At 72.9% G+C, this 14188-nt stretch carries 13 protein-coding genes and 1 pseudogene; 8 read left to right on the forward strand and 6 right to left on the reverse strand.

Features of this window, described 5'->3' with window-relative positions:
* Positions 1–274: 274 nt before the first annotated feature.
* From panD to ACIQU4_RS11660, 3 genes are read left to right on the forward strand one after another with little or no spacing between them, the layout of a single operon-like run.
* Positions 275–694 (forward strand): aspartate 1-decarboxylase, encoded by a 420-nt coding sequence (panD, locus tag ACIQU4_RS11650; protein ID WP_403728360.1) that lies wholly within the window; start codon positions 275–277, stop codon positions 692–694.
* A gap of 15 nt (positions 695–709) precedes the next feature.
* Positions 710–1063 (forward strand): GNAT family N-acetyltransferase, encoded by a 354-nt coding sequence (locus tag ACIQU4_RS11655; RefSeq protein ID WP_403728362.1) that lies wholly within the window; start codon positions 710–712, stop codon positions 1061–1063.
* Complete coding sequence (locus ACIQU4_RS11660; RefSeq protein ID WP_403728546.1) at positions 1057–1686, forward strand: aspartate/glutamate racemase family protein; 630 nt, start codon at positions 1057–1059, stop codon at positions 1684–1686. Before ACIQU4_RS11655 ends, ACIQU4_RS11660 begins: the two co-directional genes overlap by 7 nt.
* A gap of 274 nt (positions 1687–1960) precedes the next feature.
* Here ACIQU4_RS11660 and gndA read toward each other — a convergent pair whose 3' ends face one another.
* Positions 1961–3403, reverse strand: coding sequence for an NADP-dependent phosphogluconate dehydrogenase (gndA, locus tag ACIQU4_RS11665; protein ID WP_403728364.1), 1443 nt, complete (start codon positions 3401–3403; stop codon positions 1961–1963).
* A 185-nt stretch (positions 3404–3588) separates the two neighbouring features.
* On the opposite strand from gndA, the gene ACIQU4_RS11670 reads away from it, so the two are divergent.
* A complete protein-coding gene (locus tag ACIQU4_RS11670) occupies positions 3589–4872 on the forward strand; it encodes a transglycosylase family protein (protein WP_403728366.1) in 1284 nt (427 codons plus the stop codon).
* A 102-nt stretch (positions 4873–4974) separates the two neighbouring features.
* On the opposite strand, the pseudogene ACIQU4_RS11675 reads toward ACIQU4_RS11670, so the two are convergent.
* A pseudogene (locus tag ACIQU4_RS11675) lies at positions 4975–5796 on the reverse strand (DMT family transporter); the annotation flags it as partial.
* 186 nt (positions 5797–5982) lie between these two features.
* Between ACIQU4_RS11675 and ACIQU4_RS11680 the strand changes: the two are divergent.
* Complete coding sequence (locus ACIQU4_RS11680; RefSeq protein WP_403728368.1) at positions 5983–7476, forward strand: SDR family NAD(P)-dependent oxidoreductase; 1494 nt, start codon at positions 5983–5985, stop codon at positions 7474–7476.
* Between the two features lie 60 nt (positions 7477–7536).
* Here the strand turns inward: ACIQU4_RS11680 and ACIQU4_RS11685 are convergent, their stop codons facing one another.
* Positions 7537–8064: an HD domain-containing protein gene (locus ACIQU4_RS11685; RefSeq protein WP_403728547.1), complete on the reverse strand. Its 528-nt coding sequence runs from the start codon at positions 8062–8064 to the stop codon at positions 7537–7539.
* A gap of 346 nt (positions 8065–8410) precedes the next feature.
* On the opposite strand from ACIQU4_RS11685, the gene ACIQU4_RS11690 reads away from it, so the two are divergent.
* Together ACIQU4_RS11690 and ACIQU4_RS11695 are read left to right on the forward strand one after the other, a co-directional pair.
* Positions 8411–8587, forward strand: coding sequence for a hypothetical protein (locus tag ACIQU4_RS11690; protein ID WP_385585375.1), 177 nt, complete (start codon positions 8411–8413; stop codon positions 8585–8587).
* Between the two features lie 173 nt (positions 8588–8760).
* Positions 8761–9744 carry an NAD-dependent epimerase/dehydratase family protein gene (locus ACIQU4_RS11695; protein ID WP_403728370.1) on the forward strand — a complete coding sequence of 328 codons (984 nt, stop codon included), beginning with the start codon at positions 8761–8763 and terminating at the stop codon, positions 9742–9744.
* Here the strand turns inward: ACIQU4_RS11695 and ACIQU4_RS11700 are convergent.
* From ACIQU4_RS11700 to ACIQU4_RS11710, 3 genes are read right to left on the reverse strand one after another with little or no spacing between them, the layout of a single operon-like run.
* A complete protein-coding gene (locus tag ACIQU4_RS11700) occupies positions 9730–11169 on the reverse strand; it encodes a lipase maturation factor family protein (RefSeq protein WP_403728371.1) in 1440 nt (479 codons plus the stop codon). The two genes, ACIQU4_RS11695 and ACIQU4_RS11700, sit on opposite strands and share 15 nt — an antisense overlap.
* Before the next feature lie 20 nt (positions 11170–11189).
* Entirely contained in the window at positions 11190–11723 is a 534-nt protein-coding gene (locus ACIQU4_RS11705) for a DUF1990 family protein (RefSeq protein WP_403728373.1), read from the reverse strand.
* On the reverse strand, positions 11720–12580 hold the full coding sequence (locus ACIQU4_RS11710; protein WP_403728375.1) for a YndJ family protein: 861 nt from the start codon (positions 12578–12580) through the stop codon (positions 11720–11722). Before ACIQU4_RS11710 ends, ACIQU4_RS11705 begins: the two co-directional genes overlap by 4 nt.
* A gap of 191 nt (positions 12581–12771) precedes the next feature.
* Between ACIQU4_RS11710 and ACIQU4_RS11715 the strand changes: the two genes are divergently transcribed.
* Positions 12772–14181, forward strand: coding sequence for a DUF6777 domain-containing protein (locus ACIQU4_RS11715; protein WP_403728377.1), 1410 nt, complete (start codon positions 12772–12774; stop codon positions 14179–14181).
* Positions 14182–14188 lie beyond the last annotated feature (7 nt).

Below are 14188 nucleotides of genomic sequence, written 5' to 3' on the forward strand. Positions count from 1 at the left end.
CTGCTGCGATGGAGTGGCTGGATGTGACGATGGGTCGCGGTCGCCTTCGCTTCCGGCCAGGTGTAGGCGGCCCGCTCGGCTGTGCGGCAGACATCGATCGCGAGCGGAGGCATTCCGGGCTGTTTGATGGGGCATCGGAAAAGTCAGCAACGGGTCAGCGTGAGTCCTGAAAGAGCATGAGAGAACTGGCCGAATCGGCGAAGCGTTGTAAGATCCGGAGACCGCCCTTGACCTGCGGAAAGCGGGCAGGGAGCTACGTTTCGGGAGTTTCTTCATGTTTCGGACAATGTTCAAGTCCAAGATCCATCGGGCCACGGTCACCCAGGCCGACCTGCACTACGTCGGCTCCGTGACCATCGACGCCGATCTGCTCGACGCGGCGGATCTGCTGCCCGGGGAGCTCGTCCACATCGTGGACATCACCAACGGGGCGCGGCTGGAGACGTACGTCATCGAGGGCGAGCGCGGTTCCGGGGTCATCGGGATCAACGGCGCCGCCGCACACCTCGTGCACCCCGGGGACCTCGTCATCCTCATCAGCTACGCACAGGTCGAGGACGCCGAGGCAAGGGTGCTGAAGCCGCGCGTCGTACACGTCGACGCGGACAATCGGATCATCGAACTGGGTGCGGATCCGTCCGCCCCGGCGCCGGGAACGGACCAGGAGCGCAGCCCCCACGCGGTGGCTGTCTGAGGGGAGTCGGGGACCATGTCGCAGACCGGGGCCATCGGATTCAAGGACGACCGCAAGGCAGGACGGCTGCTCGCCGTCGAGGACGGTGAGGTGGTCGGCCTCATCGCGTACTTCGTGCTCGACGCGGCGCCCCACGCCCTCGTGGCGGTGCACACCATCGTCGAGCCGGGGCACGAGGGGCGGGGCATCGCCGGGGACCTGGTGAAGACCTTCTACGGGATCGCCGCCGCCGAGGGGGTACCCGTGGTCCCGCTGTGCCCGTACGCGGCCAGCTGGGCCGGGCGGCACCCCGACCAGGCGCCCGAGGCGCCGGCCGAGGTCGTCGCGGCGGCGAAGGCGCAGCTCGACGCGAGCCCCGACCTCTGGTGACACCCCTGACCCTGCTGCACACCTCGCCGGTCCACGTGCCGGTCTTCGACGCCCTGCGGGACCGGGAGCACCCCGGCGCCGTACTGCGCCACCTCGTGGTGCCGGAGCTGCTGGACCGGGCCCGTACGGAGGGCCCGGACTCGGTGGCTCCGGCCCTGCGGGCCCTGCTGGCCGGCTCCGGCGGCCCGGTCCTCGTGACCTGCTCGACCATCGGCGCGGTGGCGGAGGCCCTGGAGCCGGAGCTCGGCGTCCCGGTCCTCCGGGTCGACCGCCCGATGGCCGCGGAGGCCGTCCGTACGGGCCCGCGCGTCGCGGTGCTGGCCACCGTGGAGTCGACGCTGGTCCCGACGGTCGCCCTGCTGACGGAGGAGGCCGATCGGGCCGGCCGCCCCGTGTCGATCACCACGTGTCTGATCGCGGAAGCCTGGCCCCGCTTCGAGGCCGGCGACACCGCCGGCTACCTCACCGAGGTGGCCCAGGCGGCCGACGCCGTCACCCACGCAGACGTCATCGTCCTGGCCCAGGCCTCGATGGCGGACGCATCATCCCTGGCCACGACCGCCACCCCGATCCTCGCCAGCCCCACCCCCGGCCTCGCCGCGGGCCTCCACGCCGCCCGTTGATCCGTCGCGTACGGGCTTCGGCGGGCGTACGGGGGCGGATCCGGGGAAGGTGGGGCTTATGGTGCGAAACGTAGAGATGACCGAGCCGCCTCTGCCCGGGCCGGCTCCTGTGCCGCCCGGGCCCGGGCCGAATCCCTTCCCGGATCCCGAGCCGATTCCGCAGCCCGTGCCGCCCGTGCCGGCGCCGGTGCCCGAGCCCGATCCGATTCCGCCGCCGCCCGGGCCCGCGCCGATCCCGCAGCCCGGGCCGCTGAGCGGGGCGCCGGTCCAGGCCCTAGGCCGTACGGACCTCGGAGCGGTCGCCGCTCCAGAGGGTGTGGAACGAGCCCTCGCGGTCGGTGCGCCGGTAGGTGTGCGCCCCGAAGAAGTCCCGCTGGCCCTGGGTGAGGGCCGCCGGGAGCCGCTCCGCGCGCAGCGCGTCGTAGTACGCGAGGGAGGCGGAGAAGGCGGGCACAGGGATGCCCTGTGACACGGCGGCCACCAGGGCGGCCCGCCAGTCCTCCTGGGCCGCGCCGATCTCCTGCGCGAAGCCCGGGTCCGCCAGCAGGCTCGGCAGGTCCGGCTGCGCGTCGTACGCCGTACGGATCCGGTCCAGGAAGGCCGCCCGGATGATGCAGCCGCCCCGCCACAGCGAGGACACCGCGCCCAGGTCCACGCCCCAGCCGTACTCCTCGCTGCCCGCCCGGATCTGGTGGAAGCCCTGCGTGTACGAGACGATCTTCGAGGCGTACAGGGCCTGCTCCACCTGGGCGGCGAAGGCGTCGGCCGCCTCCGCCGACAGCGGCGCGGCCGCCGGGCCCGCGAGTCCCCGGGCAGCCGTACGCAGGTCCGCGTGGCCCGAAACCGCACGGGCGAAGACCGCCTCCGCGATCCCCGACACCGGAACGCCCAGGTCCAGCGCGATCTGTACGGTCCAGCGGCCGGTGCCCTTCTGCTCGGCCGCGTCGGCCACGATGTCCACGAACGGGCGCCCGGTCTCGGCGTCCGTGTGGGCGAGCACCTCCGCCGTGATCTCGATCAGGTACGAGTCCAGCCGGCCCCGGTTCCACTCACGGAAGGTCTCCGCGATCCGCGCGGGGGAGTAGCCGGCGACGTCGCGCAGCAGGTGGTAGGCCTCGGCGATGAGCTGCATGTCGGCGTACTCGATGCCGTTGTGCACCATCTTGACGAAGTGTCCGGCGCCGTCGGGGCCGACGTGCGAGACGCACGGCGTACCGTCCTTGGCCTTCGCCGCGATCTTCTCCAGCATCGGACCGAGCGACTCGTACGACTCGGCGGAGCCGCCCGGCATGATGCTCGGGCCGAGCAGCGCACCCTCCTCGCCGCCCGAGATGCCCGCGCCCACGAAGTGGATGCCCTGCTCGCGCAGCTCCTTCTCCCGCCGCCGGGTGTCCTCGAAGTGGGCGTTGCCGCCGTCGATGATGACATCGCCCGGCTCCAGCAGCGGGGCGAACTCGTGGATCACGGCATCGGTGGGCTCACCGGCCTTCACCATGATGATGAGACGGCGCGGCCGTTCCAGCGCGTCCACGAACTCCTTCGCGGACTCGGCGGCGACGAAGGCCCCCTCGTGCCCGAACTCCTCCACCAGGGCGGTGGTCTTCGCGGCCGTGCGGTTGTGGACGGCGACCGTGAAACCGTTGCGGGCGAAGTTCCGGGCGAGGTTGCTCCCCATCACCGCGAGCCCGGTGACGCCGATCTGGGCCGTGCTGCTCATACGTGCGCTCCTGAGTGCTTCGATGTGCGGGTGGGAGCGACGCTACATGGGCGGGCGCGCCGCAAGCCGTCCCGCCATGCGAATCAATGTCAACTTCCGTGAACATGCGCCCTGTTGCGCCCCTTGTCATGCCCTGATCGCGCCGTTAGGTTGTGCGGTTCCTGATGTCTTCAATGGGGGCTCCCATGGGTGTACGGGGTCGGCACCGCCGGTACCAGCCGAGCAGCATCAACCGCGCCTCGCTCGCCGTCACCGCCGGTGGCGCAGGGCTCGCGCTCCCTCTGATCGGCGCCGGAACCGCCCACGCCGCCTCGGTGGACACCTGGAACAAGGTCGCGGACTGCGAGTCCACCAACAACTGGCACGTCAACACCGGCAACGGCTACTACGGCGGGCTCCAGTTCACCCAGAGCACGTGGCGTGCCTTCGGCGGCGCCGCGTACGCGGCCCGCGCCGACCTGGCCACCAAGGACCAGCAGATCGCGGTCGCCGAGAAGGTGCTGACAGGACAGGGCCCGCAGGCCTGGCCGGTGTGCGGGAAGCAGGCCGGGCTCTCGCGCAGCGGCCCCGCGCCCGCCGCCTCTCCGCAGGCGCAGGGCCAGGGCCAGGGCCAGGGCGTAAAGGTCCAGGTCCAGGTCAAGGAGGCGAAGCCCGCCGCCCCGCCGGCCGCCTCACCCCGCCCGACGGGCACGTCGGTCCTGCCCAATCCGTACGTGGTCGCGCCCGGCGACTCCCTCTCGGCGATCGCCACCACCCAGCACGTCGAGGGCGGCTGGCAGGCGCTGTACGAGACCAACCGGGCCACCGTGGGGAGCAACCCGAACCTGATCTTCCCCGGTCAGCGGCTCACCCTGCGCGTCACCGCCGCGCCCGCCCCGCCGGCCGCACCGCCCGCGCAGAACCCCGAGAAGCCGCCGCGGACCGCGGAGCCGGTCAAGCCGGCGGAGCCCAACGCGCAGAAGCCCGCCGAGAAGCCCGCGCAGAAACCGGCCGAGAAGCCCGCCGCGAAACCCGCGGAGAAGCCCGCCCCCGCTCCCGCCTCAGCGCAGCAGCAGCCGGCCTCGGCCGGCTTCGTCGCCCCCGTGGACGCCTCCATCGGCACCGCGTACCACGTGGCCGGATCGTCCTGGTCCAGCGGCTACCACACGGGCGTCGACTTCCCCGTCGCCACCGGAACCTCCGTCAAGGCCGTCGGCCCCGGCTCCGTCGTCTCCGCCGGCTGGGCGGGCGCGTACGGCTACCAGGTCGTCATCCGGCACGCCGACGGCCGGTACTCCCAGTACGCCCACCTCTCCGCGCTCGGGGTCAAGGCCGGGCAGCAGGTCTCCGGCGGGCAGCGGATCGGCCGCTCCGGCTCCACCGGCAACACCAGCGGACCCCACCTCCACTTCGAGATGCGCACGTCCCCCGGCTACGGCTCCGACATCGACCCGCTGAAGTACCTCCGCGGCCGAGGCGTCAGCATCTGACCCCCGTACGTGCGGCGGCACGGCGGTGAGCAGGATCAGGCCGGCCGCCGTCAGCACGGCGCTGGCCAGGGCCGCCGCCGTGCCCGCCGCCCCGAACCGGAAGCCCTCGTCGAACAGCGATATGCCGACCGCCGCCGCGACGACCGGGTTGACCACGGTCAGCGTGGCCAGCGGGGCATTCAGCCCCGCGCCCCGGTAGGCCGCCTGGGAGAGCAGCAGCCCGCCCGAGGCCAGGACGGCGACCGCCGCCAGATCGGGCCAAACGGAGCCGAGCGCGCCCGGTGCGAAGGCGGATTCCGCGGCGGTCTCGGCCACCGACTTGGTGAACACGGAGGCCATGCCGAACGCCGTACCGGCCGCGACCGCCAGCAGCACACTGCGCAGCACCGGCCGGTGCATCCGCTGCGCCGCCAGGAACAGGGCGGCGACCCCGGCCCCGGTGACGATCAGCAGCAGGCCCCGCTCCCCGCCCGCCAGCGGCTGGTCCGCATCCCCGTCCCCGCCCGTCAGCGCCAGCAGCCCGGCCAGCCCCACCGTGGCCAGCACCGCGCCGCGCCAGGCCGCCGCACCCGCCCGGCGGTGTACGAAGAGGGCCGCCATCGGCAGCGCGACCACGATGGTCAGCGCACCGAGCGGCTGCACCAGGCTCAGCGGCCCGTACGCGAGGGCCACCACGTGCAGCAGGGCGCCCAGGCCGTTCAGCCCGACCGCACACCACCAGCCGACCCGGCGCAGCGGCGCGTACGGGCGGTCGGGGGTGCTCGCCGCGACCCGTTCCTGGACGATCGCGCCGCCCGCGTACGCGACGGCGGACACCAGGCAGAGCAGGACCGACAGCGCAAGGGCACTCATGATTTCCACAATGCCCCACCCCAGCGGCCTATTCCTCCCCCTACAGGTGGTAGCCAGTGATACCTCAGGCATACTCCGAAAGGATTACAGGCCCCGCGGCGGCCCCCGCCGGGCCCTGCCCGCGGTGACGCCTCCGTCGCGGTGCGTGAGGCGCCGGGCGACGAGTTTGGTTCCGGGCGCGTCGGATCCGTACAGTGGCGGTTTTGGGGACTTCCGCAGAGGCGGATGCGGACGAGTGAGCAAGGAACGGCAGCGGCCATGACGGTGACCGAAGACAACCACGTGAGCGCGGACGGCCACGCCTACGGGCCGGGCATCGACCCCGACCGGCTGGCGCTCTGCCTCAGCGTGCTCGACGAACTCGACAAGATCGACGTCGACCACCCCGACGCCATCACCGTACGCCGCGCCACCGCCGGCCTCTACCGCACGGTCAAGCAGCGCCGCCGCCAGGAGCGCCGCGCCTCCAAGACCGCCAACGACAAGGCCGTCACCGAGGCGACCGCGACCGGCTCCGCCGAGCGCATCGACGACGAGACCGAGGGCATCCTGCCTTCCTCGGTCACGGAGGCCGGCCGGATCGCCGGAATACTCCAGCGTCCGCGCTCCTGCTACATCTGCAAGACGCGGTACGTCGAGGTCGACTACTTCTACCACCAGCTCTGCCAGCCGTGCGCCGGCCACAACCGTGCCAAGCGCGAGGTCCGCGCCGACCTCGCCGGCAAGCGCGCCCTGCTCACCGGCGGCCGGGCCAAGATCGGCATGTACATCGCGCTGCGGCTGCTGCGCGACGGCGCCCACACGACGATCACCACCCGCTTCCCCAAGGACGCCATCCGCCGCTTCAAGGCGATGGAGGACTCGGCGGACTGGATGCACCGCCTGGAGGTCGTCGGACTCGACCTGCGCGACCCGGGCCAGGCCGTGGCGCTCGCCGACCAGATCGCCGAGGCAGGTCCGCTCGACATCCTGATCAACAACGCGACGCAGACCGTGCGCCGCCTGCCCAGCGCGTACGCCGCGCTGGTCGAGGGGGAGAGCGCCCCGCTGCCGGCCGGCGAGCTCCCCGCCCACCACGTCATCGGCGCGTTCAACTCCGGTGCGGTCGACGGCCTGGCGGCGCTGCCCGTCGGCGTGAGCGGGATCGACGCGCAGAAGGTCGCCGACCTCGCCCTGGTCGCGGGCAACGCCAGCATCGAACGGCACCTCGACGGCACCGCCATCGACGCAGGCGGCCTGCTGCCCGACGTCGTCGACACCAACACCTGGGTGCAGACCATCGACCAGATCTCCCCGGTGGAGCTGCTGGAGACCCAGCTGTGCAACTACACGTCGCCGTTCATCCTGATCAGCGCGCTCCGGCCGGCGATGGCCGAGGCCGCCCGCAGGGCGTCCAGCGGGCGGGCGTACGTGGTCAACGTCTCGGCGATGGAGGGCGTGTTCAGCCGCGGCTACAAGGGCGCGGGGCACCCGAACACCAATGCCGCCAAGGCCGCGATGAACATGGTGACGCGGACCAGCGGCCAGGAGATGTTCGAGACCGACCGCATCCTCATGACCTCGGTCGACACCGGCTGGATCACCGACGAGCGCCCGCACTTCGACAAGCTGCGCCTGGCCGAGGAGGGCTTCCACGCCCCCCTCGACCTGGTCGACGGCGCGGCCCGGGTCTACGACCCCGTCGTCCGCGGCGAGGCCGGCGAGGACCTGTACGGCGTCTTCCTCAAGGACTACGCGCCCGCCAACTGGTAGGCCGCCCGGTCAACCGCTCGTGCCCCGGTCCCCTTTCCAGGGGGCCGGGGCACGGTCGTGTCACGGCGTGCGCTCGTACGCCCTCGCCGCCACCAGCGTCAGGACCGGACGCCAGTCCTCCATCACGCCCGCGTCGAGCCCGACGACCTTGCCCGCGTCATCCGCTTGGCGCAATGTCACCGCCGCTTCCGCGTCGGGGTCGGCCGCGAAGGCCCGGACCTCGGCCTCGTCCATCAGCCCGCCCTGCGCCCGCAGGGTCAGCGCGCTCTGCGGGGACAGCGCCCGGTCGGGCTCCACGGCCGCCAGGTAGCGCTTGGCCGGCACGTGCAGCCGTACCAGCCGGGCCACTCGGTGGCCGAGCAGCGGACGGATCGCTTCCGCCGCGTGGTCGGCGTGTCCCGCGTCGTCGCCGGGGAAGAGCAGGTGGCCCAGGTCGTGGACGAGTCCGGCGACTTGGAGCTCCTTGTCGAACGGATGCGAACGGCGCAGCAGTGCCGCAGTCTGGAGCCCATGATCGTGCAGATCGACCGGGTCTCCGCTGCGGTCGGGCGTGTCCCACGCCCCGCGGCACGCGAGCAGCAGTTCCATCAGCTCCTCGATGCTGTCGACCCTCGGTACCCCCGGCACTCCGGACCTCGCCGCCACCGTCGCTCCCTCCGCTGCCTGTACTCCGGTCGTGCTACCGGCGTCGAGCACACCACCCGACCCGGTCACATCGGCGTACGACTTCCTGAACTCGCGGCGAAATCCAGCCGTCGAGCGGATTTTGCCAATCCATCGAGCGGGGGCGCGCTCATATGTGTACTCTGAGTGGCACAAGACGGCCGTATCCAGGCCACGCTCCACCAAGGCGCCACCGCGTCCGGAAACCCTTTATCCCTTGTGCCCGGCGCGCGGCTCGCACGCCGGGTTACGCGACACAAAGGAGTGCGCGGTGACAGACACGACGACGAAGTCCGACGAGACGCTGAGGAAGCACACGGCCGGGCGGTACCGTCCGCACGCCGATGAGCTCGGCAGCCTCGAAGTCTGGGCCCGGTCCGCCCCGATCCGACTGGCCGGCTACGAGGACGACCTGGCGGAGCCCCACATCCTGCCCGGCATCGACTAGTCCGACAGCCCGACGTCACGCAGCGCCCCCGAGCCGACCGGCGACGGGGGCGCGGTGCTGCGCTGACCGTGTGGGCGCCCGGAGAGGTTCCCGTCGGCCGTACGCCGTGAGCGTCATCGCTGTGGGCGATCAAGGCTTCCGGCCGGGCCCCCGGCTCCGCCACGCTGGCCTGCATGAAACTACTCATGCTGGGCGGTACCGAATTCGTCGGACGCGCGATCACCGAAGACGCCCTGGCCCGAGGCTGGGAGGTCACCGTCTTCCACCGCGGGCACCACGCGCCGCCGCCGGGCACCTCCGCCCTGCGCGGCGACCGCACCGCGCCCGGAGGCCTGGACGCCCTCGCTGCGGGGGAGTGGGACCTCGTCGTCGACACCTGGAGCGGCGCGCCGACCGTCGTGCGCGACAGTGCCCGGCTGCTGGCCGGCCGCGCCGGGCGGTACGTGTACATCTCCAGCCGCTCGGTCTACGCCTACCCCGCTCCCGCCGGCCTGACCGAGGACGGCCCGGTGGTCGACGGCTCGGCCGACGCCGAGGCCACGGCCTACGCCGAGGACAAGCGGGGCGGTGAGCTCGCCGCCGTCGACGCCTTCGGCGACCGGGCCCTGCTGGTGCGCGCCGGGCTGATCATAGGCCCGTACGAGAACGTGGGCCGGCTGCCCTGGTGGCTGGACAGGACCGCCCGCGGTGGCCCCACACCGGCCCCCGGCCGGCCCGGACTCCCGCTCCAGTACATCGACGTGCGCGACCTCGCGCACTGGACCCTGGACGCGGCCGAGGCCGGGCTCGGCGGACCGTACGACGCGGTGTCGCCGGTCGGGCACGCCACGATGGGCGCACTCCTCGACGCCTGCGCGGCCGTGACCGGCGGCCGCGCCGAGTTCCGCTGGATCGACCAGGACCGGATGGCGGAGGCGGGCGTGGAGCCCTGGATCGAACTGCCGATCTGGCTCCCCGAGGGCGAACTGCACGACTACATGTTCGGTTCCGACACCACCAAGGCGCAGGCGGCGGGCCTGAAGTGCCGCCCGGTCGAGGAGACCGTGGCTGACACCTGGGCCTGGCTCCAGTCCCTCGGGGGCCCCGCCCCCCTCCGCGGCGACCGCTCGACCAAGGGCATGTCGGCGGAGCGCGAAGCCGCGCTATTCGGGCTCTGACCAGGAGGCTTCGGCGAGGCGGGTCGGGGGGAGGTACTCGCGCAGCAGCGTGCGGTGCCACCACGCGCCCGTCTCGCGCAGCTCCCGCCAGGTGGTGAACCGGTACCGGTACAGCCTGGCCCGTACGTACAGCGGCGGGGCGTCCGGGAACGGGTTGTGGCGGAGCAGCCGCAGCGTGTCCCGGTCGCCCGCCAGCAGCCGCTCCACGAACGGCCCGAACCAGTCCCGCGCATAGTCGGGGGAGAGCGCCGCGAACCACATCAACCAGTCCAGCCGCAGATGGTACGGGGCGAACTGGCGCGGCATCCTGCGCAGATCACCCGGTTTGCCCTTGAATCCGTACTCCCGCCACGCCCCGTCCTCCCGCGGCACCCGGTCCGCGGTCCCCTCCACCACCACCTCGTCCCGGATCCGGCCCACCGTGCCGAAGGCCCCGTACGTGTTGACCAGGTGCAGGGAGTCGAACGAGCGGTTCATCACCTGGCGCCGCGAGATCATGTTGAGCACCGGACGCCGGCTCAGCACCAGCACCAGCACGGTCACCGCGCACACCAGGACCGCGAACCAGACGGGCGCCGCGCGCGAGGCCGCGGCCGGCGGCGGCCCCGCGAGCCCCGTGAAGTCGATCGCCGACAGGGCCACCGTGATGGTGATCCAGTTCAGCCAGGCGAAGTTGCCCGACAGCACCAGCCACAGCTGCGTCGCCACGATGATCCCTGCCGCATACGAGGCCACCGGCTGCGGAGTGAACAGCAGCACCGGAACCACCAGTTGGGTCACGTGGTTGGCCGCGCACTCCACCCGGTGCAGCGGCTTCGGCAGATGGTGGAAGAACCAGCTCAGCGGCCCCGGCATCGGCTGCGTCTGGTGGTGGTAGTAGAGACAGGTCAGCTTGCGCCAGCAGGGGTCCCCGCGCATCTTGATCAGCCCCGCGCCGAACTCCACCCGGAAGACCACCCAGCGCAGCAGCCACAGCACCAGCACCGGCGGCCCCACCCGCGCATTGCCGAGGAAGACCGCGAGGAAGCCCACCTCCAGCAGCAGTGACTCCCAGCCGAAGGAGTACCAGGTCTGTCCCACGTTCACGATCGACAGGTACAGCAGCCACAGCAGCGCCCACATCCCCATCGCCGCGCCCAGCGGAACGAGGTCCCCCACCCCCGCCGCGAGGGCCGCGGCCACCGCCGCCCCCGCCCAGGCGCAGCAGGCGAAGAGCCGGTCCGAATAGCGCAGTTGGAACAGGCTCGGGGCGCGCCGGAACGGCACGTACCGCACGTGGTGCGGCACGGGCAGCATGCCGTGCGCCCCGATCAGGGCCCGGAACTGAAGGGCGGCCGCGACGAAGGCGAAGAGGTAGACGCCGGCGAGGGCCCGCTGGAAGACCAGCCGGCCGAGCCAGTAGCCGGGCGCCGTGAACCAGTCCATCCCCTCCAGTATCGGGCGGATCAGGCCGCGGCGGCCACCTTGCGCACGGTGCGGCCCAGCCATCGGGCGTAACGCAGCTGCAGGAAGGGGATCACGGGGCCCGCGAGCCGGGTGTACCAGGCGGCCGGGCGGCTGAAGGCGGTCACCTCGAACCACACCGTGCCGTCCGGGTCCCGGAACACCATGAAGGACTCCTCCCCGCACTCCGGGTGGCCGGCCAGCGTCCCGTACGCGAAACCGATGCGCGCGGGCTCGTACGCCGTCCAGACCACCTCGCACGGCGCGCTGATCCGCAGCGGCCCGAAGCCGATCCCGACCACCACCCGGCTCCCGGGCCGGACCGCGCCGTGGCCGGCCCGCACCAGCATGCCCGAGGCCCGGTGGGCGCCGAAGGTGGTGACGGCGGTCCCGGCGGCCTCGAAGGCGGCCTGCCCGTGGCCGATCCGCGTGCGGTGGTGCAGGTGGTGGTATCCGGCGGGCAGCGGCCGCCGGCGCGTCGCACCCCGGTCGGGGTAGTTGACGGTGTCACGGCCGGCGCTGATGAGGCGGGTCATGGCGTGGTCTCCATTCGGTCGACGGCCAGCCTGCGCCAGGCCAGCAGCGAGCACAGGGCGAAGCCGAGCGCGTTGCCGAGACCATGGGTCGCGGCCATCCAGGTCAAAGTGGGGTGCACGAGGTCGGCGGCCTCGCCGAGCGCCCACCACAGGGCGAGCAGCATGGTGGCCACCAGGACCGCGGACGAGGTCGCCAGCAGCGCGCCGGTCGTGCGGCCCCGGGCACCCGGCCGTATCTCCCGCCAGGTCAGCAGCGCCACCGCCCACATCCCGCCGGTCAGCACCACCGCGCCCACGAGCTCCGCCCAGTCGTCCACGAAGTAGCCGAGGAGGACGAGCAGGGTCCCGCCGGGGACGCTGTACGCGGCCCAGCGCGACAGCGTCGTACTGCCCGGCGCGGCCCGGCAGACCAGCCCGGCGACCAGGGCAGCGGTGAATCCCGCGAAGTGGAAGTGCGGCACGGTCAGCGCCAGGATGTCCAGGTCGAATCCGAACAGCCGGTACCCGGCGCGCTCGGCGACGAGGGCGGTCCCGGCGACCGACGGCGAGAGCAGTGCGGTGAGCACGGCGATCTCGGCCGGTGCGAAGGGTCCGGCTGCGGCGGTCGGCGTCCGGAGGGACCGCAGCAGCCGGGCCGGGGCCCGGGCCGCGAGCGCCAGGGTGGCCCCGGCGTACAGCACGGCGAGCACCGTGGCGGTCGCGCCGCGCGGCAGCCAGAGGCACACGGCCCCGGGGGCGGCGAGCAGCGGCCAGATCCGGGCCATCGTGCCCAGCCGGGCCGGGTCGATCAGGCGGAGGCCGGCGGGGATCACGTAGAGCATGCCCAGGGTGACGATCAGATGCACCAGTACCGTCACCGTGGACTCCCCTCCGCGCGCGGCCGAACGCCTTGAACGCGTTCAACTCACGGTCGTGACCTTACGAGGTTCCTTGAACATGTTCAAGACGCGAACCCGGCTTCGGCCCGCTCCGTCGCGCCGCTCCGGTTGCGGCCCTCCCGCGGATGCGGCAGACAGGAGGGAGTAACCGGGGCGAAAGGGAGATTCACGTGCATGCACCGACACACCGTCAGGCTCCACGCCGTCATACACCGGTCCGCGCAGCCCTCTTCACGCTCCTCGGTCTGCTCGCCGCGGCCTGCGGCGCTCCCGAGGAACCGAAGAGCGCGGCCGGCCCGGAGAGCCAGGAGGTCCTGCTCCAGCCCGTGGGGACGCCCGGCCCCGACCCCTTCACCACCACCTCGGCCACCGGTGAGTCGGCGCCCGCGCAGCCCCCGCTGCCCAATCCGACCGGCCAGGGCATCCGGACCGTCAACGCGGCCACCCCCGGTCTCTACGCCGGCACCAAGCGGCTCGGCAGCTGCGACGTGGAACAGCAGCTGCGCGCCCTCACCGAGGACGAAGCCAAGGCCAAGGCCTTCGCCCAGGCCGTCTCCGTCGACAGGGCGAAGCTCCCCGAGTTCCTGCGCGGACTGACCCCGGTCGTGCTCCGCGCCGACACCCGCGTCACCAACCACGCCTTCCGCGACGGCCGCGGGGACGCCTTCCAGTCCGTCCTGCAGGCCGGCACCGCCGTCCTCGTCGACGACCACGGCATGCCCCGGGTCCGCTGCGCCTGCGGAAATCCGCTCCAGGCGCCGCGCGCCCCCAAGGGCTCCCCGGCGCTCAAGGGCGACCAGTGGAACGGCTACCAGCCCCACCAGGTCATCGTCATCGAACCGACCCCGCACCCGATCAAGAGCCTGGTCATCGTCAACATCGCCGACAACACCTGGATGGAGCGCAAGACCGGCGACGACGGCGCACAGGACGGCACCCCGCAGCCGGTCCCCGCGTACGACCCGGCGCAAGGCATCCCCTCCGGTCCCGTGACCCCGCCCGCGGCGGCCCCGGCCGAACCGTGCGCCCCGCCCGAGACGGGCAACGACGCCGGCGCCGGTACGAACAGCCTGGCCAGGACCGCCCCGCCGACCCCGCCGAAGCCGCCGGGCGGTCCCGCCGGGGTCCCGGCCCCCGAGGCCACGGACTGCGTACCGGCCCAGAGCGAGCAGGCCGGTCCGGACCAGCGGGCCCAGCCCGACCAGCAGGTCCAGCCCGACCAGCAGGTCCAGCCCGACCGGCCGGGCCAGGCCACGCCGCAGGCCCCGCAGAAGCAGCGCCCCGGGCAGCCCCCGGCCGCTCCGCGGTCCGACGTACCCCCGAACCAGCCGGGCGACGTACCCCCGGACGCGTTCGCGGACCCGGGGCTCCCGCCGGAGGCCGACGGCCCGATGCCGCGGCAGCCCGACCCGGGGGACCCGTTCGCCCAGGGCGACCCCTCCGGCCGGGGCGCCGATCCCTTCGGACGCGGCGACGACCCCTTCGCCCCGTCCGGCCAGGACGCCCCGAACGACCCCTTCGGCGGGCCGGACCGGCAAAAACCGCTGGCGAACCCGGCCCGCTCCTTGGAGAGCGCCTGACCGGCCC

This window comes from Streptomyces sp. NPDC090741 (assembly GCF_044769045.1).
In the GTDB taxonomy this organism is placed as follows: Bacteria; Actinomycetota; Actinomycetes; order Streptomycetales; family Streptomycetaceae; genus Streptomyces.